This is a genomic window from Variovorax sp. J31P207, from assembly GCF_030316965.1.
GTDB lineage: Bacteria > Pseudomonadota > Gammaproteobacteria > Burkholderiales > Burkholderiaceae_C > Variovorax > Variovorax ginsengisoli_B.
Genome location: NZ_JASZYN010000002.1, coordinates 68,527 through 93,414, shown reverse-complemented (window position 1 = coordinate 93,414; position 24,888 = coordinate 68,527). Strand labels below are relative to the sequence as shown.

Below are 24,888 nucleotides of genomic sequence, written 5' to 3'. Positions count from 1 at the left end.
CGCAAGGGGCACGCAATGAAGCAGCGTCCATGCATCCGGGCCGTTCTCCTGGCCGCGAGCCTGGCCTGCGTGGTCGGGGCGCAAGCGCAACAGGCACGGACCGACGGTCCGGCGCAGCGGACCCGGGTCGCGCCGGCCGCGCCGCAGCTCGAAGCCAAGGCCATGGATCTGCTGCGCGCCATGAGCGGCGCGCTGACCGGGGCCTCGTCCATGATGTTCACCGCCGTGGCCAGCTACGAGACCCCCACGGCCATCGGCCCGCCGCTGGTCTTCTCGACCATCTCGGAGGTGCTGGTGCAGCGACCGGACAAATTGCGCGTGATCACGAGCGGCGACGGCAAGGCCTCGGAGTACTACTACGACGGCAAGACGTTCACTGCGTTCGCACCGTCCGAGAACCTCGTGGCGATCGCGCCCGCGCCGCCTGCCATGGATGCCGCACTCGAAGCGGCCTTCAAGAATGCGGCGATCTATTTTCCGTTCGCCGACGTGCTGGGGGCCGATCCCTTCAGGAACCTCACCGAAGGCCTGACCAAGGCTTTCTACGTCGGTGACTCGAGGGCCGTGGACGGGACGACGACCGATGTGATCGCGGTGGTCAGCGACGAAGTCTTCATGCAGATCTGGATCGGCGCCGACGACAAGCTGCCACGCCGGCTGCGCGCGACCTACCGCGGCGACCCGCTGCTGCTGCGCCACCAGGTGGATCTTTCGAACTGGAAACTCGACCCGGTCGTGGCCGCGGACGCCTTCGCATCGGTCAACGCGGCCAACGCCCGCAGGATTCCGCTTGCGGCCCCGCACGCCGCGCCGGCGTCCCCCAAGGGCAAGGGCGGCAGGCCGGCCAAGCCTTCCTGACGAGCCGAAAGGATCTTCGACATGATTCCACGGAATGCCATTCCTCTCTTGGTGGCCGCCGCGCTGCTGGCCGCGGGATTCCCGACGACCGCGGCCGCGTGGGCACGTGCCGGCGCGTGGGGGGGCCGTACGGTCGGCGGATTCGGTGGCTTCACGCACGACAACGCGTTCGGCGGCAGCACGACACACAGCTGGTATGGAGGAACGAGCCATACGAACCGCTTCGGTGGCACCACGACGGGCGCCTACGGCATGGGCGCCGTGCACACCACGGCGGGCGGCTTCACCACCTACCATCCACCGGCCTATGGCTACGGCGGCTATGCGCCGTACTACCGGCCCGTGGGCGTGCCGTACTACCACCCGGGCTGCTACTACGATTGCGGCGCGGCCGTGGCCACCGGTGCCGCGGTCGGCCTGGCAGCCGGCGCGATCGCCGGCGCGGCGATCGCACGCGCCAACACCATTCCGGCCTACCCGCTGGGCGCCGACTTTTCCACGCTGCCGGCCGGGGCGACCTATGTCGACCGCGGCGGCGTCACGTACTACCAGGTCGGCAGTTCCTGGTTCCGGCCTTCCTTCGGGGCCAACGGCGTCTACTACAGCGTCGTCCCGACGCCCTGACGGCCTTCCGAGTCGCGCGCGGCCAAAGGAGCAGGCATGCACCGAGCCGGAGCTTCCATCGCCGCCCGGCAGGTCGCGGGCATCGTTGCGGCCTTCGCGTCGCTGTCGGCCGCGGCGCAGGTTGCACCTTCGCAGGACGCGTGGCAGTTCGAAATCGTCCCCTACCTCTGGGCGCCGGGCATCTCGTCGGATCTTCGGCTCGGTCCCTTGCCTGGCAGCAGCGCGCACGTGAGTTCCACCGGCGTCCTCGGCGCCCTGGACTTCGGCGCCATGGGGACGCTGGAGGCCCGCCGAGGCCCCTGGGGCGCGCTGCTCGACATGCAGTACGTCAAGCTCGGCGTGTCGCGACAGGGCGTCCTGGGCGCCCCGCTCGGCCTGGACGTCGACTACACGCAGCAGATCTACACGCTGGCGGGCCTCTACCGCGTCCTCGACAGCCGGGTCGCGGTCGATCTGCTGGCGGGCGGACGCTACGTGAACGCCAGGACCGAGATCGACCTGGCCCCCCACCTGCCCGGGCCCCGCCGAAAGGATTCGGTCGACTGGTGGAACGGCATCGTCGGCGCCCGCGTCATCGCACCGATCGACGACAAGTGGTCGCTGATGGGCTACCTCGACGCCGGGTGGGGCAACTCGACGTCGAGCTGGGAAGCGATCGCCGGCGCCAGCTACCAATACTCGCCGTCGGTCTCCTTCAAGTTCGGCTATCGCTACCTGCGCTTCAGCCGCGACGAAGGGCTGCTGAACATGGTCGCGCTCGGAGGCCTGTTCGCGGGTGCCGGATTCCGGTTCTGACGGCACCCGCTGCGTGATCCGCCTTCCCAGGTCGTTTGTTCGAGGTGGCCTGGCACCTCCCCAACCCGAGGAAAATCATGACGACGAAGAAGCCCAACATCCTGATTCTCTGGGGCGACGATGTTGGCTGGTGGAACATCAGCTACAACAGCCGCGGCCAGATGGGGTATCGCACGCCCCACATCGACCGCATCGCCAATGAAGGCGTCGCTTTCACCGACTACTACGCGCAGCAGAGCTGCACCGCGGGCCGGGCCGCCTTCATCACGGGCCAGAACCCGATCCGCACCGGCCTCACGAAAGTCGGCATGCCGGGTGCTGCCGTGGGCCTGCAGAAGGAGGACCCGACGATCGCCGAGATGCTGAAGCCGCACGGGTACGCCTGCGGGCAATTCGGCAAGAACCACCTGGGCGACAAGGACGAGTATCTGCCCACGATGCACGGATTCGACGAATTCTTCGGCAACCTCTACCACCTCAATGCCGAGGAGGAACCCGAGGACCCGGACTATCCGAAGGACCCTGCATTCAAGAAGCGCTTCGGCCCGCGCGGCGTGCTGCATTGCCTGGCCGACGGCAAGGGCGGGCAGACCATCGAGGACACCGGCGCATTGACGAAGAAGCGCATGGAGACCGTCGACGACGAGACGACCGAGAAGGCGCTGAAGTTCATCGACAAGTGCCACGCGGACGGCAAGCCCTTCTTCCTCTGGTACAACACCACGGCCATGCACTTCAGGACGCACTGCGCCGAGAAGCACAAGGGCAAGAGCGGCGGCCAGGGCGACTACAACGACGTGATGGTCGCGCACGACGAGCACATCGGCGAGATGCTCGACAAGCTCGACCAGCTCGGCATCGCCGACGACACGATCGTCATGTATTCGACGGACAACGGCCCGCACTTCAACAGCTGGCCCGACGCCGGCATCACGCCCTTCCGGGCCGAGAAGAACACCAACTGGGAAGGCGGCTGGCGGGTGCCGTGCTTCGTCCGCTGGCCCGGCAAGTTCAAGGCCGGCACGGTCATCAACGGCATCGTGTCCCACCAGGACTGGATGCCGACGCTGCTGGCCGCGGCCGGCGAGGAAGACATCAAGGAGAAGCTCGTCAAGGGCTGCAAGATCGGCGAGAAGGACTTCAAGGTGCACCTCGACGGCTACAACATGCTGCCCTACCTGAGCGGGCAGGTGAAGGAGAGCCCGAGAGAGGCGTTCTTCTACATCAGCGACGACGGCGACATCATGGCCATCCGCATGAAGGACTGGAAGGTCGTGCTGATGGAGCAGCGCGCGAAGACCCTGCAATGCTGGTTCGAGCCCTTCGTGAGATACCGGGCGCCGAAGATGTTCAACCTGCGGCGCGACCCGTTCGAGCGGGCCGACGACAACTCGAACACCTACTGGGACTGGGTCATCTCGCATGCCTACATCGTCTACGCGATGCAGGGCGCGGTGGCGCAGCAGATCGAGGCCTTCGTGAAGTTCCCGCCGCGGCAGAAGCCGGCCGCCTTCAATCTCGACGAGGTCATGCGCAAGCTGCAGGAATCATCGAGCGCGGCCCACTGAGGGGAGATCGGCGCGCTGAGCGCCCACTGCGCGGACACGTACGTGGGTGTAGGTAGACGCCCCTCTGGATGTTCGTCCCCCGAACTTTCACAATGGAACGCCGGGCGGGTCGAGAGTCACTCGACCCGCCCGGACCATTCAACCTGTTGGGGACAAGCAATGAGCAAATCGGTCGCTGTCATGGTCGCAGCCCTTCCTGCCGTGGGACGCCTCGCCTTCGCAGCCGTCGTCGCCGTCTCGCTTGCGGGTCTGGCCCGGGCCCAGGGCGACGGCGGCAGCCAGACGGCCTGCGAGTTGCAATACAGCACCTGCAAGCAGACCGCGCGTGCCGACTACCAGTTCTGCCGCACTGCCTCCGAGAAGAATTGCCGCCAGCGCTTGAACCGGTCGCTGCAGAGTTGCAGGAGCAGCCAAAGCCGATGCGCCAACTCGACCGCGGGTACCCAGTTCAGCGGCTGACGGAGGGCGCAGGAGGGGCACATGCGGAGCGCGCGATGGTCGGCGACAGCGTCGGAAAAAGCTTGCCTTGGTCTCGCCGATCGCCGATATTCGCCCCAGCCGCTGGTCTCCGTTCATCCTCAGACGGGCCTTTGGTCAGAGCCGTCGCGGATGTTGCTCCATCGGCGATGGCTCGATTGATTCCAGTCGGCCCGTCGCGGGTTTCCTGTCAACCGAAGGCACGAGGCCTTCGTTGTGCCATGACCTCCGCCGATGGCCGAGGCGAATCGCCCTTCAAAACACACCGAGGAAATTCGATGACCAAACTTCTCGCAGTCATGCTCACTGGCCTGTTTGCAGCAGGCGCCTATGCCCAGAACCCGGCTGGCACATCGTCGGAGCAACAACCGGTAACAAATAGCAAAGCGCAGAATCGCGCCCAAGCGAGGGTCGAGTCGCGTCCCCAGGGCAAAGTAGCCAAGCCCGCGGGCGATCAAGCCAAGTCCAGTGAGATCAACCCCGAAGCGGCTGGTGGGAAGGCCGCCGTCGCAGGGCAGAACAGGGCTGACGCGAAGCCCCAAGGGATGGCAAAAAAGCCGGTGGGCGATCTGGGCAGCACGCCTGAACTAAATCCCGAAGCCAGCGGTGGCAAGGCGGCGACAGCGGGGCAGGCCAGAGTCGGTGCACGCGACGCGAAGGCCGCGGCGAAGAAGCAGGCCGCGACGAACTGACCGGCCTCTTCGACAGCGGACCGTTCCCGGACGAAGAAGTGCTCGGCGCCCTGTCGAAGGCCGCGAGCGCTGTCTGCTACTTGGCGGCCGGCATGCCGGGGGTATTGGGCGGCGCGGGGTATTGACCCGGCGTCTTGCCCGGATTGCCGGCCTCCCGGGCGTTGGCGCGCGCCTGACCCGCTGCTGCCGCCTTGCCGGAGCCGATGTCGTCGTTCAGGGTGGAGTTCACCTCGTCACCACCGACCTTCTTGACCTTGCCCTGCGCCCGCGCATTGTCCTTGGCCTGCGCGCGCTCCTGCGGCTTGCTGTTGGTGATGACCTGCTCCTGCGACGATGCCCCTGGAGGGTTTTGTGCGTATGCGCCCGCCGTGAACAGGCCGGCGATCAAGGTTGCGAGAATCTTGCTCATTGAGGGCTCCTTGGTGGGGTTGAGATGGCTCCTTGCAGCCATGGAGAACTTCTGCCGTCACAGGCCATTTGCGATGGACCGGCCAGGTCATTGTGTGAGTGCTTCCTGGACAAAACCATCCCGGCGGCCACGTACCGTCACGTACGTGAGAACCAGTCGGGCAGGACACGTACGTGGTCCTGCGTGGCCGTCCGGATGGCGCGCGGCATCGCAATCCTGAAAATCCGCAGTGCGGGGCGCGAGCGCTCCGCCTACCGGACGTGAAAGGAAAACCTGAAATGAAAGCAGCCCAGTACACAGTTCTAGCACTGGCTTCGGCGCTGGCCTTCAGCGCGCCGGCCCTGGCGCAGCCGAGCACGCCTTCAGCCACCCCCAAGGTGCTGGATGTCCGTGACATGCTCAAGGAAGTCTCGATCTCCGCGCTGGTGACCGCGATCGACCCGAAGAACCGCATCGTGACGCTCAAGGGGCCGGAGGGGAATGAATTCGCGGTCATGGTCGATGCGCGGGTCAAGAACCTGGCGCAGGTCAAGGTCGGCGACATGGTCGATGCGACCTACATCCAGTCGGTGGCGCTGGACTTCCAGACCGGCAACGGGATACGCATGGCGACGTCGACGGCGGCCGTCGACCGCGCCCAGGTCGGACAGCTGCCCGGCGGGGCTGCCATGAGGCAGACCACGATGGTCTCGAACATCTGGGCCATCGACCAGGCCAAGGGCACCGTGATGGTCCGGGGGCCCTTCGGTCACTTCACCGAAGTGAAGGTGAAGGACCCGGCGATGCTGAACGGGGTCAAGGTCGGCGACCAGATGAAGATGACCATCACGCAGGCGATCGCCACGTCGGTCGTCAGGAAGTCCTAGCTGCATTCTTGCCGCCCAGCCTGGTGGGCGTTTGACATGGCGGCTTCGTCGGCTGTCCTCGCGCGCCAGGGCCTGCTGTCGCTCCTGCTGGCAGGGACGGTGCTCGCACTTGGCGCCTGCACCACCTACGGCGTGGTCGACAATCTGCCGTTGTCGCCAGGTCGGCAGGGACCGGTCTACTCGCTGGGTGAGTTCGCTCGCGACCCGCAGCGGCACTCCGGCGAGTTGACGCTGGCCGTTGCCTTCTCGGGCGGCGGCACGCGCGCCGCCGCCCTGTCCTACGGCGTCATGCAGGAATTGCGCGACACGCGCGTGCGCATCGACGGCAAGGAGCAACGCCTGCTGGATGCGATCAATGTCATCAGCTCGGTGTCAGGCGGGAGTTTCACGTCGGCCTACTATGGCCTCTACGGCGATCGACTGTTCGTCGACTACGAGCAGCGCTTCCTGCGCAGCGACGTCGAGGGTGCCCTGCTGCGCGGCTTGCTGAACCCTTTGCGGTGGTTCAGCAGCCACGGCCGCACCGAAATGGCGGTCTCCTACTACCAGCAGACGCTGTTCGGCAATGCGACCTTCGGGGATCTGGCCCAGCGGCCGGCGCCACTGATCCTGATCAACAGTTCGGACCTGAGTTCGGGCGGCCGGTTCTCCTTCGTCCAGGAGTACTTCGATCTTTTGTGCTCGGACCTGAGCAGCTTCCCGCTGGCCCGCGCCGTCACGGCATCCAGTGCCGTGCCCGTGTTGTTCGAACCCGTGGTGGTGGCGAACTACACGGGTTGCGCCGCCAGCATGCCGCCTTGGCTGGTGGCCGCTCAGAGGCGCGACGCCGACAACGGCTACCTGAGCATGGTGGTGCAGGATGATCTTGCTTATCGGAACAAGGTCACGCACCGCTACGCCCAGTTCGTCGATGGCGGGATCACGGACAACCTCGGCCTGCGCGCACTGCTGGACGCCGTGGAACTGGCGGGTGGTGCCGAGAAATACCTCCGCACGCTCGGCATCGCCGCACCACGTCGCATCGCAATCATTTCGGTCAACGCCGCCGCCGACACGCCCGCGGGCATCGGGGAGAGCAACCGTGCGCCGTCCGTCGAACAAACGATGAGCGCTGTCACCAATGTGCAGCTGCATCGTTACAACGTGTCAACGCTTCAACAGACGCAGCAGGGCCTCGAGCGCTGGACGCGCGAACTCTCGACGCCCGAACGGCCCGTGACCTCGTACTTCGTCCGCCTCAGTTTCGAGGACGTGCCCGATCTGCCGCTGCGCCGGTTCCTGAACCGGATCCCGACCAGCTTTGCGCTGGACAACGAGCAGGTGGAGCGCCTGATCGCCACCGGGCGGGAGCTGTTGCGCAGCAACCCGGAGTATCAGCGCTTGCTGGCCAGTCTTCGAGCGGAGGCAACCGAGGCGACAGGCACTGCGCCGTGATCCGCTGCGACGCCCTGGCTCGGGCCGCATGACGCCCGCACGGCTACGGTCCTGCGCGCCTGTAGGTGCCACAGGCAGGCATGGGCTGGAGCCGGTCACCACCAGCTTCGTGAAGCCGAAGTCCGACCGGACCGTGTAGTCCTTGCCCTTGTGGGCGTCGCCCGGTTGCGTGCGATGGCTGAACTTCTTGCCTGGACATCGGCTGGACAGGAACTCGTTGCCCGAGTGCCCTCCGGCACGCCACGTGATCGTGGTGTCGCCGTTGACATACGTGCCTTCGAAGTCGTCGAAGGCCAGGGCACTCGAACTCCACGTGCCCGCGAGGATGATCGCGGCAACCAGCGGGGCTTTCGAACTCAAGCGATGTGGTGACATAGGCGTGTGATGGGCTGCTCGCTTCGCATGATCGCCACTCGCGACGCGCGCTGTCAATCTGGCGTCCGGGAGGTGTTGCCGCACGAAGAGGTCCGCGCGACCGAATGGCCCCGGAGGGCAATTCGCATTGCACCAAGGTGCAATATCGCGATTCGATCGTCGCGTGGAAGATGGAAAAAATGGTCTTGTTGCGGTCGCATCCCGGACGCAATCCCTTTCTCGATGGCATCCGTGAGGCTCTTGGAAGCATTGGAAGATCTGGCCGCCTGCCTGCGGGTGGCGGCCCACTGCTCGCCCGCTGAGTTCCCGACATGGAGCGATGCGCCCGAGAATCACTTCGCGGAGATCGAAAAATTGTGGTCCGACATCCGGCCATGGCTGCGGCGCGATCTGGCGGCAGCCAACGAGGTGAGCGAGCGTATCGGCGCGATGATTTCGGCTCTCGAGTCCGGCGATGCGGTCAGGGCGCGAGAATTCGCCGAGGCACTGTCCCGCATGGATCTGGTCGGGCTGCGATGACGAGGATTCTCGAGGCGTGTCCGTCCACGTACGTGGTCCTGCGTGCTCGCCGGGATGGTCGCTTCGTCTGGATGGCGGCACCATCGGTCACCGGTTCGGCGCAATCCCGGAACCGGCACCCTCAATGCCTCGGGAGACGCCGAAGCCATGTCCACCACCGTTCACGTCCTCGGATTCAAGCAGGATGAGCGCGCGTGGATTGAATCGGCCCTGGCACGAATCGCCGATGCGGTGGAGTTCGTGGACGACGGTGAGGAGTTCCTCGCCCGGCCGCCCAGTGGTCCGGGGCGGTGCCTGATCGCGTCGGCCGATGTCGACGAGGCCGCGACGCTCGGACTGGTGCGCGCGCTGAGGCAACGCGGTGTGGATCTGCCCGTGATCGTCCTGGGTCCGCACTCCGCGTTCCGCACGGCCGTCGACATCGCGCGGCTGGAGGCGACGGATTTTCTGGAGCGGCCGGTCAGTGTGCGCGAGTTGCGGGCCGCCGTGCGCCGCATGCGATCGGACACCTGTTAGCGCACAGTTCGTCAACCCGACTCACCACGCGTACTTCATGCCCCCGCGCACTGTCCATGCCTGGTAGGACTGGTTGCCCCACTGCCATCCGACGTCGCCCCAGCCTGCCCAGCCCTGCTTGAAATCGACATTGACGCCGGCCTTGACCTCATAGCTGCTGCCCGGGTACATGTCGCGCACCGAGAACTGGTTGACCGTGAGCTCTTCGCCGGTGTTGTCGTACCACCAGTTGAACGCCGCATAGGGCCGGACGCCCCAACCCCAATCGGGGGAGGAGGTGCTGCGCAGCCGCAGTCCCAGCCTGGACGTGTAGGCGCTGCGATGAGAGCCCTTGACGGCGAGACCATTCGGTTCCAGCGCGACATACGAATGGTTGTGCAGATAGATGATTTGGCCCTGTGGTTCGAGCACCCAGTTGCCGGATTCTCCCAATGGCATGGCATAGCCGGTTTCGGCAGAGAACATGCTGATGTGCGAGTCGTAGCCCGTGCGATCGAAGGGAAGGCCGGTATCGACCGTGTTGCTGAAGCCGGCGTACTGGCCCCACACGTCCGTGTACCAGCCGAGCCGGGTCCGGTCGTTCTGGTACCAGGTGCCGTACATGCCGATCGCGCCGCCTGAGAATTCGCCGCGCGCCCGGATCGGATTGCCGAGGGCGTTGGAGTCCGTTCTCCCGCTGGCATAGCCGGCCATGGCGCCGAGGTGCAGACGGTCCGCACCGCCGAAAAGCGACCATTTCGCGACGTCCGCGCCGCCTTGCAGGACCCAGCCCCTGCTGTCGGTCTCGAACCGGCCGTCGGCGCTGGTCGAACTCATCCCTTGGCCACCGGCGCGGATCCAGGCGTTGCCCGGGCTGAGTTGCAGCGGGTCGCCCCACCGATCCTGCAGGCTGTGCACGAAGGCGAAGCTCGTCATTCGCTGAATGCCCATGTAGGCGCCGGTTTGCGGCCGCGCGAGGGCGGCGATGCTGGCGCCGGGATTGCAGAGGGTCGTGGCGCCGGCGGGTGCCGGGCTGCATTGGGCGAAGGCGCCGCAACTGCCTGCACAGAGGGCAGCGGCGGCCGAGATTCGTGTGCAGGCCCGGGCAAGGTGCGTTCCCGGCCCGCCAGCCGGCCACCGGGCCGAAGCGCCTCTGCCGGGCACTCGTCGAGACGCACATCCCATGGCCGAACCCTCCTTCGGACAAGCCCGGCGATCTGGATTGCCGGACGGCTCGAGGAATTGTGCGCGGCTCTGCCGGAGTCGTCACTTACCGGCAAGCGGAATGTGGCGCTCCGTCAACTATTGCAGGGTTTCAGGTTTCGACCGCAGGCCGCCGCCCTTCAACGAGGCGCGCTCTTTTGAGCCTCCGCCCGCACCTGGGCTGCATTGGGCAGGGTCGACACGACCTTGCTGTTCACGCGCGACCCGCTGGTCACGTTCTGATCGGGGGCGGCGGCAGCGGCCTCGGCTTGGGCCCGGACCACGGCGGGGTCGGCCGTCGAGGTGAAGGGATCGGCGCCGCGCGAGCCGCGCGTCACGTTCTGATTGGGCGCGCGCGCGGTGTCGACGGCCTGCTGCTGCACCGCCGCCGGATCGGCCACCGAGTTGAACGGGTCGGCGCCGCGCGACCCGCGGGTGACGTTCTGGTTGGGCGCGTGGGCGGCAGCGATCGCCTCGGCTTGCACGTCGGCGCGGCTGCGGCCGACCTGGGCATGCACCGAGCTTGCGAGCATCCACGCAATGGCCGTGGTCGAGACGATCTTGATGATGGGCGAGGCTTTCATGGGTCGATTTCCTTGGATCGTTTCAGCGGCTGATGTGCCGGCTTCGACCCCGATGCTATGGGCGCCACATTGCGCGACGATGACGAACCGGTGCTGCCTGCAGATCCAGGCGCAAGTTGGTGATGATCGCGAGCCCGGGCTGCCTGGACAGCGCGAAGCCGAATCGCCGGGCGAGCGCCAGCATGCCCCTGTTCTCCGACAAGGTGCTCCCGATCAGCCGCCTGATGCCCGACTGCCGGGCCAGATCGATCAATGCCGTGAGCAGACGCCCGCCGAGCCCCTGGCCCTGCCACTCGTCGGCGATCACGATGGCGATCTCGGCCTCTTCGTCGGGGCCCTCCATGACGTAGCGCGCAACCCCCACCTGCCGTTCCAGGCCATCGACGAAGACCGTCGCGACCATGGCCCCTTCATGCGATCGATCGATGTCGGTCCAGCGCCGGAGCTCTTCGTCCGACGGCCTTCTCGCCGACATCAGGCGTTGATAGGCAGTGCGTGGTGAAAGCCCATCCACGAACGCGCGTTCGCGCTCGAAATCGTCCGGCTCGATCGGGCGGACATGGATCGACGTGTCATGTCCGCTTTCGGGAATGCCGTGCCACCCTTCGATGGCTCCCCCATGGAAGCCGGGAAGCCGGAACTCGACGCGGGCGCCGGATGCGAGAGGACTCAGGGGGGACATGGTGGCTTGCTCCGATGGGCTGTGGAGTCTCGAATCTAGTTGTCGGGCTCTTCCAGAAAAAGGCGGTCCGGCGCAATGCGGTGTTGCGCTGGCTGAAAAAGTCGCCTCGCGCGCCTGCGCTCTATTGACGCGGCTGAAAAAGCGTTTTGTGCCGCGTGGCCTTACCGATCCGCCCCTGGCTTCCTAGAGTCACGCATCCTCAACCGGAAGCCCCTCATGATCATCGACGCCTCGACCCTCGACCCGACCTCGGCCTACAAGCTGCTGATCGGCTCCATCCTGCCCCGCGCGATCGGCTGGGTCAGCACGCAATCCCGCGAGGGCGTGGCGAATCTCGCCCCGATCTCCTTCTTCACCGCCGTCGGCCGCAAGCCGCCGATGGTCTCGCTGTCGCTCCAGCCGCGCTCGGACGGCGTGACGCTGAAGGACACCTTCTTCAACATTCGGGATACCGGCGAGTTCGTGGTCAACATGGTCACGCTGCCGCAAGCGCACGCCATGCACAGATCGGCCTTCGAATTCGAATCTGACATCGACGAGTTCGCTGCGGTCGGACTGGAGAAGGAAGCCTCCGTGGCGGTCAGGCCGCCGCGCGTCAAGGGCGCACCGATCGCACTGGAATGCAAGCTCGACCGGCTCATCCCGATGGGAGACCTGGGGGACCACGTGGTCTTCGGCGAGGTGGTCCGCTTCCACATCCGCGACGACGTCTATCTCAAGGGCGGACGCATCGATACCGGCGCGCTGCAGGCCGTGGGCCGCCTGGCGGCCGAGTACACGCTGGTGCACAACGCCTTCACGACCCCGCTGGACGAACAGCTGCTGGCGTCGCTTCGGGGGCAGCGGGCAGGGCGCCTCGACGGCCATGCCGACGGCTATTCGCCGATCGACAGCAAGGAATGGTCCGCCTCCGGCGCGACGCGCTGAAACCCGAATAGATGACACAGGAGAATCGAATGACCGCATCCCATCCCTCCCTTCCAGACGAAGCTCGCGCCGGCGAATCGGGTCCGACCCTGGTCTTCGTGCACGGATTCCTCGACGGCGCTGCCGCCTGGGACGAGGTGGTCGCCGAACTCGGCGAGCGCGCGGCAGATGCGCTGTGCGTCGAGCTTCCCGGCATGGGCCTGCGGGTGGCCGAGTCCGGTCCGTACAGCCTCGACGGTTTCGCTGAAGACGTCGCCAGGCAGGTCCGCGCGCTCGCCCGCCCGGTGGTGCTCGTCGGCCAGAGCATGGGCGCGCAGGTTGCGGAACTGGCTGCAGGGCTGCTCGGGTCGCAGGTCCGCGCCCTGGTGCTGCTGACCCCGGTGCCGCTCGCGGGCACCGACCTTCCCGACGAGGCCATGAAACCCTTCCATGCACTGGGTGGCGATCCCGATGCCCAGCGCGCCTTGCGGCGCCAACTGGGCGTGCGGCTCGACGACGAAAAGCTGGAAAAACTGGGGCGGCTCGGCGACCCGGTCGCGGCGGCCTCGGTCGGCGTCTTCGCCGACCTGTGGAACCAGGGCCATGTGCTGGGGGCCCAGGCCAGCCGGCATCTCGGACCAACCTTGATCGTCCGGGGTGAACTCGATCCGTTCGTCACCGCCGAAGTGGTCTCGCAGGCAGTGCTGCCGCGCTTCGAGGCGCCCGCTGCGGCGGCCATCGCCGAAGCAGGCCACTGGCCGCACGTCGAGCAGCCCAAGGCCTTTGCCGGGGTGCTGGCCGAGTTCCTCCGGGCGCTGGACGCCCGGCCTACCGCGGCGCCCTCGCAAGGCTGGACCCGCGCATTCGCGCAGAAGTCCTCCACGGCGTTCGCCGAGGCGTTCGCGAGCGACATCGTGCTCGAGGCCAGTGTCCTGGCCCATCCGGTCGTCGGCGCCGAGCAGGTCAAGACCGTCATGGGCGCCGCCAGCACGATCTACGAGGCGCTGGCCTTCACCCAGCAATCGACCAGCGGCCCACGCACCTATCTCGAATGGGAGGCGCAGGCCTTCGGGGGCGAGAAGCTCTCGGGCGTCACGATCCTCACCCGCAACGACGAGGGAAAGATCGTCCGGGCCGCCATCCACCACAGGCCGTTGGGAAGCGCCCTGAAATTCTCGGCCGAACTCGGCCGCCGGGTGCAGGGCCGGGTGGCTGCCAGCCACTTCTTCGGCGCGGCCCACCCCAAGGACTGAGCAGGAGATCGACATGGTGAAACGTACAGATGTGGAATTCGAGGTCGACGGCGGCGTCAAGCTGCGCGGCTGGCTCTTCGTGCCGCCGGGCGAAGGCCGGCGTCCCGCCATCACGATGGCCCACGGCTATGCCGGCGTGAAGGAGCACGGCATCGAGCCGTTCGCCAGGGCATTCGCCGAAGCAGGCTTCGTCGTGCTGCTGCATGACCACCGCGGCTTCGGCGCCAGCGAAGGCGTGCCGCGGCAGGACGTCGATCCATGGCGGCAGGTCGCCGACTGGCGAAGGGCCATCAGCTATCTGGAGAGCCTCGACATCGTCGACCCGAAGCGCATCGGGCTCTGGGGCACGAGCTATGCCGGCGGGCACGCGATCGTGCTGGGTGCGACCGAGCGCCGCCTGCGCTGCGTCGTGGCACAGGTCCCGACCATCAGCGGCTTCGAGCAGGGCCTGCGCCGCATAGCGCCGGAGAACGTCCACCTCATCGAGGAGATGTTGGCAGAGGACGACCGCGCGCAACTGCGTGGAGAACCGCCGCGCCGGCAAGCCATCGTGAGCGCCGATCCGGCCATTCCCGCCGCTTACCGCGCGAGCGACGCGATCGACTTCTACCTGCAGCCGGTGCCCGAAGGCGCCTGGGAGAACAATGTGACGGTGCAATCCACGCGCGCCGCGCGGATGTACGAGCCCGGCCACTGGATCGCACGCGTCTCGCCGACGCCGTTGCTGATGGTGGTGGCGACACGCGACACCATCACGCTGACCGACCTCGAGCTCGCCGCCTACGAGCGCGCCCTGCAGCCCAAGCGGCTGGTGACGATCGAGGGTGGTCACTTCGACCCCTATCTGGGCGGCTTCAAGGCCTCCAGCACGGCGGCCGTCGAATGGTTCAGGCAGCACCTGAGCTGAGTTTTCCCATTGACCCCACAGAGGACCCACCATGCCCCACCTGACCGTCGCCTTCGACGAAAACCTGGCCACCATCGTGCTCGACCGGCCGCCCCAGAACCGCATCGACGACCAGATGATCGACGAGCTGGCCGCCGCCGTCACGGCCATCGAGCGCAGCGAGGCCCGCGCGGTGCTGGTGCGCAGCGAGGGCGAGAACTTCTCGTTCGGCGGCGACATCATGAGCTGGCCGGGCGCCGACGTTCGCGAGCTGCGCAGCCGTTTCGAGCACTACCTGTCGGTCTTCAACCGCTTCGAGCGCCTGCCGATGCCCGTCATCGCGGCGGTTCAAGGCCTCTGCTTCGGCGGCGGGCTCGAGCTGGCGGTTCGAGCGGACATGATCTTCGCGGGCGAGTCGGCGACCTTCGGCCATCCGGAACAGTCGCTCGGCATCGTGACCGTGCTCGGCGGCGTCTACCGGGTCGCCGAACGTGCCGGCCGCTCGCGGGCCTCCGAATGGGCGATGACCTCGGAGCGGGTGCCCGCGGCCACGATGGAGCGTTTCGGCGTGGTCAATCGCGTGGTGGCGGACGCGGATCTGCTGAAGGAAACGCGTGAGTTCGCGCGCAAGGTCTCCGTGGGGCCCACGCGTGCCTACGCCGCGCACAAGGCGCTGCTGCGGGCCTGGGCGGTGGGCGGCGTCGCCGCGGCGGACGACGCCATGTTCGACATTGCCATGCCGCTCTTCGAGACCGACGACGTCCAGCGCGGGCTGAAGTCGGCGGTCGATGCGCTCAAGGCCGGCAAGCCGCGCCCGGTGCTGACGTTCAACGGCCGCTGAAGTCCGCGATCGATCTATGATGGCCCTCCGTCTCAACGGAGGAGCCTCAGCATGGACCGGATCGCCGCGATGAACGCCTTCGTCCGGGTGGTGGAGGCAGGCTCCTTCACCAAGGCCGCGGACACGCTCGACGTGCCGAACGCCACGGTGACCCGGCTGATCCAGGGTCTCGAGGAAGACCTGAAGGTGCGCCTGCTGCACCGCACGACACGCTCCGTGACGGTCACCCCCGAAGGCGCGATCTACTACGAACGGGTCGTGCGCCTGCTGGCAGATCTCACCGACATCGAATCCTCCGCGCGCCTGTCGCAGGGCAAGCCTTCGGGCAAGGTGCGCGTGGAGACGGCCGCCGCGATCGGAGCGATGGTCATCGTGCCCGCCATGGCCGACTTTCAACGCCAGTATCCGGACGTCGAGGTGGAGCTCGGTGTCGGCAACCGGCGCGCCGACGTCGTGGCCGAAGGCGTCGACTGCGCCATCCGTGCCGGGGAGGTCAGCGAGCAGCTGATGGTGGCGCGGCGGATCGGCATCTTCCGGTTCGTCACGTGCGCCACACCGGCCTTCCTGGAGCTGCACGGCGCGCCGACAACGCCGGATGGACTGCGCGAGCGGCCGGCTGTCGGGATGATGTCCGCGCGCAGTATCCGCGCGCTGGCGTTTCGCTTTTCCGACGGCGACTCCGCGACCGACGTGGTGCTCGATCACAAGCTCGTCGTGAACGACACCAACTCCTACGTCGCCGCCGGATTGGCGAGCCTGGGCATCATCCAGGCGCCGAGCTATGCGGTGGGTCCGGCGATCAAGGCCGGGCAGCTCGTGCCGCTGCTCGAAGACTGGCGCACGCCGGCGATTCCGGTGCATGTGCTCTACGCCCCGAACCGCTACCTGAGCGCCAAGGTGCGGGTGTTCATCGACTGGACCGTCGCGCTCTTCGAGCGCAACGACGACCTGCGGCTGCGTTGAGATCAGGCCGCGCCTGAATCCCCGAGCAGGATCGCCGCCTGCAGCCGCTCCATGCCAGCGTCGCGAATGCCCAGCCTTTCGAGCGTCCGCACCGTCGCATCGAAGTACCCGCGCGAGCTGCCGATCACGCCATTGCCGGTGCGGATCAGCCGCGCGATGTCGGGGATCGGATGCCCTCCGATATAGCGCTCGTGCCGTCGGTCGACGACGAAGGTCAGGGCCCGAAGCGCGCCTGCACCGTTCTTGGCCGGCACCCAGTGGGCGTCGTAGGTACCGGCGAACATTTCCCGTCGCCAGAGCAGCCGCAGCTCGGTGCGCACCTTGGCCGCCTCGATGCGGTAGAGGACCCCGCGGCAGGCGCCGCCCCTGTCCAGGCCCAGCATGGCACCGGGCGCCTGCTGCGATCCGCGCCCCAGCAAAGTGCGGATGCAGAAGCTGCGGTGCCAGCCTTGCACGCGCCCGATGCTGGCATGCGCCGCATCCATGGCCGGGTTCCACATGAGCGAGCCGTAGCCGAAGATGTGGAGGTCCGCGCCCGGGTCGTGGTCGCCGAGCGCGGCTTCGAGCGTCTGCTCCATTTCGGCGTCGGTCCTGATCCTGACGCCTGCCGGCGGATTGGCCCGCAGCGACTCGATCATCGAACCGGTGACCAGCCGTTCGCGCGTCAGCAGGTGATCGGCGTCGAGGGGAATCGGGATGCTGTCCATGCGAGATGACGTGGCGTGTTCGTTCACGGCACTCTACCGACCGGAGCGATGGTGAGACAGCGATCGCGGCTCAAAACGCCATTGCGGGATCGACAACAATCGCGGCACCTCACGCGGCCGTCGAGGTGGCGGTGTGGCGCGCACGCGCTGCTCGCTTGAGGGCTTGCGGCGGCTGCCCGAAGATGCGCAGGAATGCCCGTCGCATGCGTTCGGGGTCGGAGAACCCGGTCTTGCTCGCGATGCGTTCGATGCTCAATGTGTCGGCCTCGACGAGGATGCGGGCCGTTTCCGCGCGCAAGCGCTCGACGGCGCGCGCGGGCGATTGCCCGGTGCTCTGCCGAAACTCGCGACTGAAGTGGCGCGGGCTCATGTGCGCGGTGTGGGCCAGCGTTTCGACCGACAGGTCCTTGTGCAGGTGATCCTTGGCGTAGGTCAGTGCGGCCTGGATGCGGTCCGACTGCGACTCGAGCTCCGACAGCATCGAGAACTGCGATTGCCCGCCGGCCCGGCGATGGTGCACCACGAGCTTCTTCGCCACGGCGCGCGAGACGTCGACGCCCAGGTCTTCCTCGACGAGCGCGATCGCGAGGTCGATGCAGGCGGTCATGCCGGCCGAGGTCCAGACCGTGCCGTCGCGCACGAAGATGCGGTCTTCCTCGACACGCACGGACGGGAACCGGCGCTGAAGTTCTCTCGCAAAGCACCAGTGCGTGGTGACGCGCCGCGCGTGAAGCAGGCCGGCGTCGGCCAGCACGAATGCGCCGGTGCAGATGCTCGTCATGCGCCGCGTCGGCTCGATTGCACGCGACAGAAGGCGCAGGAGCTTCGGCGACGACGGCTGAACCACGGTGGCCCCTGTCACGAGCAGCGTGTCGTAGGCGCCCGGATCGAGCGCGATCGTCTGGACCGCGGCACCGAGCGAGCTCTTGACGGCGCCCCCGGCCTCGGAGACGACATCGATCTCGTAGGCCGGATCGGCCATTTCGAGGTTGGCCATCTCGAAGACCGAGGCAGCCGCCATGTCGAGGATCTGGAAGCCGGGAAAGACGACGAGTCCGATGCGCTTCATTTTGTCCTGAAACGAGGGAAGTTTGTCATTTGGGACGGACGATACATCGCTACCTTAGAACCTGTCAATCCACCCGACTCGAAAGGACTCCAGATGAAACCGACCGACCACTCCAAGCCCATCGCACTGGTGACGGGCGCATCCAGCGGCATTGGCGCGATCTATGCCGACAGGCTCGCCAAGCGGGGCCATGACCTGATCCTCGTGGCGCGCGATGTCGCCAAGCTGAGCGCGCTCGCCGAGCGCATCCGATCCGAAACGGGCCGCCATGTCGAGCTGCTGCCCGCCGACCTGACGGCAAGGGACGATGTGCGGCGCGTCGAACAGCGGCTGCTGTCCGACGAGCGCATCGAACTGCTCGTCAACAACGCGGGCGTGGGCGCCACGAGCGCGCTCATCGACTCCGACCCCGATCGGCTGGAGGACATGATCCAGCTCAACGTGACGGCACTGGCGCGGCTCACCCGCGCCGTCGCCGTGGGCATGGCGCGCCGGGGAAAGGGCGCGATCATCAACATCGCGTCGATCGTGGCGGTGGCGCCGGAACTGCTCAACGGCACCTACGGCGGCAGCAAGGCCTTCGTGCTCGCCTTCACGCAATCGCTGCAGCATGAGCTGGGCCCCAAGGGAATTCGCGTGCAGGCCGTGCTGCCGGGCGCGACCAGCACCGACTTCTGGAACGTTGCTGGCACCCCCGTGGAACACCTTCCCGGCGAAATCGTGATGCGTGCCGAGGAGATGGTCGATGCGGCGCTCGCCGGCTTCGATCAAGGGGAACTGGCGACCATTCCTTCGCTGCCCGACCTCGGCGACTGGGAGCGCTTCGATGCGGCTCGCAAGGCGCTCGGTCCGAACCTGTCGCGCTCCCATGCTGCGCATCGGTACCAGGCCGCGACCGCTCACGTTCTGGAGGTCGCATGATGTCGCTCGCCAGGAGCGCGTGAGCTTCCGTCTCCCCAAAAGAAAACGCCGTCTGCGAGAACCGCAGACGGCGTTTGTACGTGGGGCCGAATTACAGGGGCAACTGCTGGCCATGCGCGGCAGCAAAAGCCTGGGCGCGCACCGCGGAGCGATCGACCGTACCCGAAGACACGGAGGTGACGCCCTGGCCGTAGCCCTCGGCGTACGGATTCCCGCTGTGGGCGGCGGCGACCGCGGTGCTGCGGACCGTACCGCGGTTGGTCAGGCCGGCCGGAGCGGCTGCCACGCGCGAGGAGACGGCTTCGGCATAGGGGTTGTCGCTGTGTGCGGCAACCACGGCCTGGCCGCGCACATCGGCGCGCGCGTTGGCAGACACGGGGGCCTGCACGCCCTCATAGGTTTCGGCGTGGGCACCGATGGCGGCAAGGAGAGAGACTGCGGCGGCAGCGACGATCTTCGTGGTGTTCATTTCATGTCCTTCAAAGGCTTGGGTGGATCAGGACAGCGAACGACCGCCCTGTGGGGAGAAGTTTGCGGCAGAACGCGGCAAAGAAAACCCCTTGATCCCGCACTGGTCCGTTGATGAACTCGAAACAATCGATGGATGCCCGCACTGGCAGTGCATCCGTCGGGCATTGGCCAAATGATCCGGGTTGCGTGGCCGCTTCGTGAAGGAAATGCTCGCGTTCACGGTGCCGAGGCGGCATTGCCGATGCGCCCCGAAATCTCCCTTGCCGCTCGCAGCAGGCCTCGCGGTACCGCTCCCGTCCAAACCGCGGACAGTCGTTCGGCGCTCGACGTGAGCGAGAGCGCCATGGCCATGTGACCCTCTGCATCGAAGATGGGTGCGCTGAATGCGGATCGAAGCTGGTGCTGGAGGATGCGAAGTCGAAATCCCACCGCGTGGAGGCAGTCCCGAGGAGTTCGCGGCCTTCCTCAAGCTCGAGGTGAAGAAGCGGAGCGAGGCAGTGGCGCCTTCCGGCGCCCAGGTGGACTGAGGCGATCCTGCGGGTTCGGCTACGCGAACAGCAGGCCGGCGCCGAATGCGATCGCGGCCATCGAAAAGGTCGCCAGCAGGCACGGGAGAATGAAGAGCGCGGCTCCGAAGTCTCCGTGATGCGCTTCAATGAATGTCCATAGCTTCATGGCCGTCTCCTTGGTGGTTCCCCTTGAATGCTCGACATCACTCTAGGCCGGAGCGACCTCGTTTTCCAGTGCACGTTCCGAAATGGACTGTTGGTCGAACAGGAACAATGAACGATTCGATGGATGGTCGATATCGTTGCTGCGGCGCGGCTCGAAAACGGTCGCTCAAGCTTCTCGGGCGAGATAACCAGAAACGCGTTCAACGCCGGGCGTTGGCTAGCGCAGTGACTTTTCCGAAAGCGTGAAAAACGGTTTGCGGCGAAGCGGCTTTTTCGATCGGGAGGATTCTCCTACAGTGCGTTTGTCATCTTGCGAGACGCAACCCGTCAAACCTCCGAGGAGCCACCATGCACCCCCTGCGCAAACTACGCGAGTCCGGTAGCGCCACACCCGCCCAGGTGAGCACGCTGCTGGCCGAGAACGTCGTATTCAACAGCCCGATCCTGGTACGCCCGATCGAGGGGCGGGAACCCGTCGCAGCGATCTTTGCCCAGTCGAGCTCCACGCGCGGCAGCGGCACCTACACAGCTGAGTTCAAGCTTGACGACCGCACCACCTTCTTGCGCTGGGAAGGGACCATCGACGGCCGCAAGCTCGAGAGCCTGGAGGTCATCGTGGACGACGAGCAAGGACTGATCGTGGAGCGCACGATTGCGCTGCGTCCGTATCCGGCGCTGAAGCTGTTCCGCGACGCCATGTACGCATCGCTCAAGGACAAGCTGCCGCCCGATGTGTGGGACTACCCGACGCCTTAGCCGCGTCGTTCCTGCCGACTCCCCGGACAGGCACAGCATCAAGACGCAGGCTGCAGTTGATCGAGGCCAATCCAAAGAAAGTTCGCTGGCCGTCGGGCCTTGCGGTCACCGTCATCGCTGACCATGATGATTCCCGCAGCCCTGTCAATGACCGCCGGGCTCACCCCCTCGACGCGCGCCAGGTCCTTCAGACCCGGAACCACGAGGCGGCCCACAGCGTTGCTTCGCCAGCCATTCCAGAGCCAGAGAGAGAACTGGCCAGGCGCGCGGGAAACGGGTCCGCCGATGACCAGGTACTGTCCCAGTGCGGGAAGGAAAGACAAGGCGCGGATGCCATGGCCATCGAGGTCCAGTTCGTCGAGTTGGGGCGACAGGCGGGGCTCTTCCCCCGCCTCGAAGATCGCCGTCGGATTGACGATCGCGGCAATGATCGCGCGGCCTTCATGCAGCGGGCTGCGAAATCCGATCAACAGATGATGCTCGATCGGATCGAATTCCAACGCTTCGATGTTGAGACCGCCAGCGGCTTTGACCTCCCGGATCCCGGCGGCTGAGGCCAGCACAGGATGCTGCTTCGTCAGGGCTTCCTTCAATCCTTGAACGACCCTCGGTGCGACGACCCGATTCCCCTCGACCCGGAAGCGCACCAGTCGCTCGCGCGATTTCTTCGCGCGGCCCTCGTCGTCACGAGAATGCGAGGTGATGGCGTAGACGAAGCCCGCTCGATCCAAGGCAAGGCCCTCAAGATCGTCCAGCTTCCAAAAGTCACTGAAGAGCTGGAGCAGGGTGGCGGTGAGCGCAACGCTGTGGACGTTGCCTGCGTCGATCGTGACCAGAGTGAAGGGATGGTTCTTCTCGTCCTCGACCACAAGAAGACGCCCGTCCGGCAATTGCCGGATCGCAGACGGCTCGTAGACGCCGGTCAAGGGTCGGAAATGCGGTGGTTCGAAGTTGGCCACCGGTGCATTGTCTACCCATAGGTCCGCTCCCCACAAACACGTGGCGCTCGGAATTCCAATCGGCTCTCCCAGCATCACGATGTCTGAAAAGGGGGGGAATACGGCATTTGAAAGTCGGCGAGGACATCTATCTTCGAAATGCGAATGCTTGGTGGGATCGACGGGTACAGGCATTGACCAGGTCCCGTCGAAAACCGACCTGCACTGAATCGCTGCGAATGACTCCCAATCTCCCATCCACCTGAAGGAATGATCATGATCCATGAGATCGACAAGGTTCTCTACACCGCCAAGACCCACACCACGGGCGGACGTGATGGCGCTGGAAAGTCCAGCGACGGCGCGCTCGATGTGAAGCTGAGCAGCCCAGGCAGCAACAGGCCGGGCACGAACCCGGAGCAGTTGTTTGCCGTCGGGTGGTCGGCTTGTTTCATGGGTGCCATGGGCCTGGCGGCAAAAGCCAGAGGCATTGCCTTGCCCGCCGATGTCTCTGTCGATGCCGAAGTGGACCTCGGCATCACCGATGGCGTCTTCTCGCTCCGGGCGCGACTCAACGTCCACGTGCCGGGATTGAATCGCCCGCTGGTGGAGGCCTTGGTCCGCGAGGCGCATCAGACCTGTCCCTACTCGAGAGCGACCCGCGGCAATCTCGACGTGGCCTTCAACATTCTCTGAGGCGCAGCCATGACTTCAACCACGACCGCATTTAGAAATGTGCAGAAAGCTTGCCTCGCGCTTCTGTTCGTCGCTGCCGCCTTGCTCGATCCGTCCGCGCACGCGGCAGCGCCATCGCCCGTACCGACCATCGTCCTCGTCCATGGCGCCTTCGCCGAGTCCCTGAGCTGGGAGGCCGTCATCGAGCGGCTGCTGGCGAAGGGCTACCCCGTCGTGGCGGTGGCCAATCCCTTGCGCGGACTGCGAAGCGATTCGGCCTACGTGGCCAATCTGGTGGCGACCATCCCCGGGCCCGTTGTCATGGTGGGCCACTCGTACGGCGGTGCCGTGATCTCGAACGCCGCGGAGGGCAAGCCCAACGTCAAGGGCCTCGTGTTCGTGGCCGCGTTCGCGCCAGAAAGCGGCGAGGCACTCGGTGAACTGGGGGCACGGTTCCCCGGCAGCACGCTGGGCTCGGCGCTGGTTCCGGTGGCCCTGCCCGGCGGCGGCAAGGATCTCTACGTCCAGCAAGCCAAGTACCGCGAGCAGGTTGCAGCGGACGTTCCCGAGCGCGTCGCGGCCCTGCTCGCGGCCACGCAAAGGCCCGTCGCCGAGGCTGCCTTCGCCGACAAGGCCGGCGCCCCTGCGTGGAAAGCCCTGCCGTCCAGGTTCATCTACGGCACGGCCGACAAGGCCATCGCACCGCCACTGCTCGCGTTCATGGCGCAACGCGCGGGCTCGACGCACACCGTTGCGGTTCCGGGCGCGTCGCACGCCGTCCTGGCCTCTCACCCCGACGAGGTCGCCGCGCTGATCGAAGAGGCTGCCGCCGATTGAAAAAGACGGCGCTGCGCTCAACGCAGCGCCAGCTTCCCACTTCATCTTCAGATTGAAAGTCCATCCACATGAACTCCCTCGAGAAACCGCAGTCCTCGCCGCTGTCGCGGCGTCATTTTCTTGCCGGATCGACGGCCGCGCTTCTGACCAGTTCCTCGGCGTTCGCCCTGGCGCAATCCCGCCCCGATGAAGTCGCTGCGGCGCCCGTTGCGAGTCCCGCCGGCGACGATGCCCGGGTCCGCCCCTTCACCTTCCGCGCACCGCAGTCCGATCTCACTGACCTGCGCCGCCGGATCACCTCGACGAAGTGGCCTTCGCGGGAACTGGTGACGGATGCATCGCAAGGCGTGCAACTTGCAACCATGCGCGAGCTCGCGCGAACCTGGCAGACGGACTACGACTGGCGCAAATTCGAGTCGAGGCTGAACAGATTGCCCCAGTTCATGACGACGATCGACGGTGTGGACATTCATTTCATCCACGTTCGTTCGAAACATCCCCACGCGCTGCCGGTGATCGTCACGCACGGTTGGCCCGGTTCGATCGTCGAGCAGATGAAGATCATCGATCCGCTGACCGATCCGACGGCCCATGGCGGCACGGCATCGGATGCGTTCGACATCGTGATTCCGTCGTTGCCCGGGCATGGGTTCTCGGGCAAACCCACGACGCTCGGCTGGGACCCGGTCCGCGTCGCACGCGCATGGGTGGTTCTGATGGAGCGCCTTGGCTACACGCGCTATGTGGCACAAGGTGGCGACTGGGGCAATGCAGTCACCGAGCAGATGGCCTTGCTGAGGCCTCCCGGGCTGGTCGGCATTCACACCAACATGCCTGCGACGATCCCTGACGACATCGCCAAGGCGCTCCAGTCCGGCGGACCGGCACCGGCCGGCCTCGCGGCCGACGAGAAGTACGCCTACGACCAGCTCGACTTCTTCTACAAGAATGGTCTGTCCTACGCCCAGGAGATGAGCAGGCGTCCCCAGACCCTCTACGGGATCGACGATTCCCCCGTCGGCCTTGCCGCCTGGATGCTCGACCACGACGCCCGCAGCTACGCGCTCATCTCGCGCGTCTTCGCCGGTCGGCCCGAGGGGCTCACGCGAACCGACATCCTCGACAACATCACGCTCTACTGGCTGACGAACACGGGCGTGTCTTCGGCTCGTCTCTACTGGGAAAGCAAGCTGGCCTTCTTCGCGCCGAAAGGCGTCGCCATCCCTGTCGCGGTGAGCGCCTTTCCCGACGAGATCTACACGGCGCCGCGCAGCTGGACCGAGCGGGCGTATCCCAGGCTCGTCCACTACGGCAGGCTCGACAAGGGCGGACACTTCGCAGCGTGGGAGCAACCGGAGGTCTTCGCGGCGGAGCTGCGCTCGGGGTTCAGATCGTTGCGCGGTTGAACTC

29 protein-coding genes are annotated in these 24,888 nt (G+C 66.3%); 20 read left to right on the top strand and 9 right to left on the bottom strand.

Annotated elements, in window-relative coordinates:
* Positions 1-15: 15 nt before the first annotated feature.
* From QTI68_RS06045 to QTI68_RS06020, 6 genes are all read left to right on the top strand, one after another.
* Entirely contained in the window at positions 16-858 is an 843-nt protein-coding gene (locus tag QTI68_RS06045; protein ID WP_286520339.1) for a DUF2092 domain-containing protein, read from the top strand.
* A gap of 21 nt (positions 859-879) precedes the next feature.
* Positions 880-1,482, top strand: coding sequence for a hypothetical protein (locus tag QTI68_RS06040; RefSeq protein WP_286520338.1), 603 nt, complete (start codon positions 880-882; stop codon positions 1,480-1,482).
* A 36-nt stretch (positions 1,483-1,518) separates the two neighbouring features.
* A complete protein-coding gene (locus QTI68_RS06035) occupies positions 1,519-2,277 on the top strand; it encodes a porin family protein (RefSeq protein WP_286520337.1) in 759 nt (252 codons plus the stop codon).
* A 77-nt stretch (positions 2,278-2,354) separates the two neighbouring features.
* The gene (locus QTI68_RS06030) at positions 2,355-3,845 is read left to right on the top strand and encodes an arylsulfatase (RefSeq protein ID WP_286520336.1); all 1,491 of its coding nucleotides are present in this window, start codon (positions 2,355-2,357) and stop codon (positions 3,843-3,845) included.
* 159 nt (positions 3,846-4,004) lie between these two features.
* Positions 4,005-4,304 (top strand): hypothetical protein, encoded by a 300-nt coding sequence (locus QTI68_RS06025; RefSeq protein WP_286520335.1) that lies wholly within the window; start codon positions 4,005-4,007, stop codon positions 4,302-4,304.
* Positions 4,305-4,600: 296 nt separating this feature from the next.
* Complete coding sequence (locus QTI68_RS06020; protein ID WP_286520334.1) at positions 4,601-5,014, top strand: hypothetical protein; 414 nt, start codon at positions 4,601-4,603, stop codon at positions 5,012-5,014.
* Positions 5,015-5,090: 76 nt separating this feature from the next.
* On the opposite strand, the gene QTI68_RS06015 is transcribed toward QTI68_RS06020, so the two are convergent.
* Positions 5,091-5,423, bottom strand: a complete 333-nt coding sequence (locus QTI68_RS06015) for a cell envelope biogenesis protein TolA (protein WP_286520333.1) — start codon at positions 5,421-5,423, stop codon at positions 5,091-5,093.
* A gap of 278 nt (positions 5,424-5,701) precedes the next feature.
* Between QTI68_RS06015 and QTI68_RS06010 the strand changes: the two genes are divergently transcribed.
* From QTI68_RS06010 to QTI68_RS05995, 4 genes are all read left to right on the top strand, one after another.
* Complete coding sequence (locus QTI68_RS06010; RefSeq protein ID WP_286520332.1) at positions 5,702-6,289, top strand: hypothetical protein; 588 nt, start codon at positions 5,702-5,704, stop codon at positions 6,287-6,289.
* Positions 6,290-6,325: 36 nt separating this feature from the next.
* Complete coding sequence (locus QTI68_RS06005) at positions 6,326-7,723, top strand: patatin-like phospholipase family protein (RefSeq protein WP_286520331.1); 1,398 nt, start codon at positions 6,326-6,328, stop codon at positions 7,721-7,723.
* Positions 7,724-8,338: 615 nt separating this feature from the next.
* A complete protein-coding gene (locus tag QTI68_RS06000; protein WP_286520330.1) occupies positions 8,339-8,617 on the top strand; it encodes a hypothetical protein in 279 nt (92 codons plus the stop codon).
* A 147-nt stretch (positions 8,618-8,764) separates the two neighbouring features.
* Positions 8,765-9,133, top strand: a complete 369-nt coding sequence (locus QTI68_RS05995; protein ID WP_286520329.1) for a response regulator transcription factor — start codon at positions 8,765-8,767, stop codon at positions 9,131-9,133.
* Between the two features lie 21 nt (positions 9,134-9,154).
* On the opposite strand, the gene QTI68_RS05990 is transcribed toward QTI68_RS05995, so the two are convergent.
* From QTI68_RS05990 to QTI68_RS05980, 3 genes are all read right to left on the bottom strand, one after another.
* Positions 9,155-10,297 (bottom strand): autotransporter family protein, encoded by a 1,143-nt coding sequence (locus tag QTI68_RS05990; RefSeq protein ID WP_286520328.1) that lies wholly within the window; start codon positions 10,295-10,297, stop codon positions 9,155-9,157.
* Between the two features lie 158 nt (positions 10,298-10,455).
* A complete protein-coding gene (locus QTI68_RS05985) occupies positions 10,456-10,899 on the bottom strand; it encodes a hypothetical protein (protein WP_286520326.1) in 444 nt (147 codons plus the stop codon).
* A 55-nt stretch (positions 10,900-10,954) separates the two neighbouring features.
* Positions 10,955-11,581 carry a GNAT family N-acetyltransferase gene (locus tag QTI68_RS05980; RefSeq protein WP_286520324.1) on the bottom strand — a complete coding sequence of 209 codons (627 nt, stop codon included), beginning with the start codon at positions 11,579-11,581 and terminating at the stop codon, positions 10,955-10,957.
* A gap of 216 nt (positions 11,582-11,797) precedes the next feature.
* Between QTI68_RS05980 and QTI68_RS05975 the strand changes: the two genes are divergently transcribed.
* From QTI68_RS05975 to QTI68_RS05955, 5 genes are read left to right on the top strand one after another with little or no spacing between them, the layout of a single operon-like run.
* On the top strand, positions 11,798-12,508 hold the full coding sequence (locus QTI68_RS05975; protein WP_286520323.1) for a flavin reductase family protein: 711 nt from the start codon (positions 11,798-11,800) through the stop codon (positions 12,506-12,508).
* A 29-nt stretch (positions 12,509-12,537) separates the two neighbouring features.
* Complete coding sequence (locus QTI68_RS05970) at positions 12,538-13,740, top strand: alpha/beta fold hydrolase (RefSeq protein WP_286520322.1); 1,203 nt, start codon at positions 12,538-12,540, stop codon at positions 13,738-13,740.
* A gap of 13 nt (positions 13,741-13,753) precedes the next feature.
* Positions 13,754-14,647, top strand: coding sequence for an alpha/beta hydrolase (locus QTI68_RS05965; RefSeq protein WP_286520321.1), 894 nt, complete (start codon positions 13,754-13,756; stop codon positions 14,645-14,647).
* 31 nt (positions 14,648-14,678) lie between these two features.
* Entirely contained in the window at positions 14,679-15,467 is a 789-nt protein-coding gene (locus tag QTI68_RS05960) for an enoyl-CoA hydratase/isomerase family protein (RefSeq protein ID WP_286520319.1), read from the top strand.
* A gap of 51 nt (positions 15,468-15,518) precedes the next feature.
* Positions 15,519-16,430, top strand: coding sequence for a LysR family transcriptional regulator (locus QTI68_RS05955; RefSeq protein ID WP_286520318.1), 912 nt, complete (start codon positions 15,519-15,521; stop codon positions 16,428-16,430).
* 2 nt (positions 16,431-16,432) lie between these two features.
* Here QTI68_RS05955 and QTI68_RS05950 read toward each other — a convergent pair whose 3' ends face one another.
* Together QTI68_RS05950 and QTI68_RS05945 are read right to left on the bottom strand one after the other, a co-directional pair.
* Positions 16,433-17,137 (bottom strand): gamma-glutamylcyclotransferase, encoded by a 705-nt coding sequence (locus tag QTI68_RS05950; RefSeq protein WP_286520317.1) that lies wholly within the window; start codon positions 17,135-17,137, stop codon positions 16,433-16,435.
* Positions 17,138-17,246: 109 nt separating this feature from the next.
* Positions 17,247-18,206, bottom strand: a complete 960-nt coding sequence (locus QTI68_RS05945) for a GlxA family transcriptional regulator (RefSeq protein ID WP_286520316.1) — start codon at positions 18,204-18,206, stop codon at positions 17,247-17,249.
* A gap of 93 nt (positions 18,207-18,299) precedes the next feature.
* Here QTI68_RS05945 and QTI68_RS05940 point away from each other — a divergent pair, with 93 nt between their 5' ends.
* The gene (locus QTI68_RS05940) at positions 18,300-19,127 is read left to right on the top strand and encodes an SDR family NAD(P)-dependent oxidoreductase (RefSeq protein ID WP_286520315.1); all 828 of its coding nucleotides are present in this window, start codon (positions 18,300-18,302) and stop codon (positions 19,125-19,127) included.
* A 91-nt stretch (positions 19,128-19,218) separates the two neighbouring features.
* Here the strand turns inward: QTI68_RS05940 and QTI68_RS05935 are convergent, their stop codons facing one another.
* Positions 19,219-19,596 carry a helicase SNF2 gene (locus QTI68_RS05935; protein WP_286520314.1) on the bottom strand — a complete coding sequence of 126 codons (378 nt, stop codon included), beginning with the start codon at positions 19,594-19,596 and terminating at the stop codon, positions 19,219-19,221.
* A gap of 548 nt (positions 19,597-20,144) precedes the next feature.
* Entirely contained in the window at positions 20,145-20,273 is a 129-nt protein-coding gene (locus QTI68_RS05930) for a hypothetical protein (protein ID WP_286520313.1), read from the bottom strand.
* Between the two features lie 347 nt (positions 20,274-20,620).
* Between QTI68_RS05930 and QTI68_RS05925 the strand changes: the two genes are divergently transcribed.
* Positions 20,621-21,028 carry a hypothetical protein gene (locus QTI68_RS05925; protein ID WP_286520312.1) on the top strand — a complete coding sequence of 136 codons (408 nt, stop codon included), beginning with the start codon at positions 20,621-20,623 and terminating at the stop codon, positions 21,026-21,028.
* A 38-nt stretch (positions 21,029-21,066) separates the two neighbouring features.
* Here QTI68_RS05925 and QTI68_RS05920 read toward each other — a convergent pair whose 3' ends face one another.
* Entirely contained in the window at positions 21,067-21,954 is an 888-nt protein-coding gene (locus QTI68_RS05920) for a DUF3616 domain-containing protein (RefSeq protein WP_286520310.1), read from the bottom strand.
* Positions 21,955-22,242: 288 nt separating this feature from the next.
* Between QTI68_RS05920 and QTI68_RS05915 the strand changes: the two genes are divergently transcribed.
* From QTI68_RS05915 to QTI68_RS05905, 3 genes are all read left to right on the top strand, one after another.
* Positions 22,243-22,662, top strand: a complete 420-nt coding sequence (locus tag QTI68_RS05915) for an organic hydroperoxide resistance protein (RefSeq protein WP_286520308.1) — start codon at positions 22,243-22,245, stop codon at positions 22,660-22,662.
* Positions 22,663-22,671: 9 nt separating this feature from the next.
* On the top strand, positions 22,672-23,478 hold the full coding sequence (locus QTI68_RS05910) for an alpha/beta fold hydrolase (protein ID WP_286520307.1): 807 nt from the start codon (positions 22,672-22,674) through the stop codon (positions 23,476-23,478).
* Positions 23,479-23,546: 68 nt separating this feature from the next.
* Complete coding sequence (locus QTI68_RS05905) at positions 23,547-24,884, top strand: epoxide hydrolase family protein (RefSeq protein ID WP_286520306.1); 1,338 nt, start codon at positions 23,547-23,549, stop codon at positions 24,882-24,884.
* Positions 24,885-24,888 lie beyond the last annotated feature (4 nt).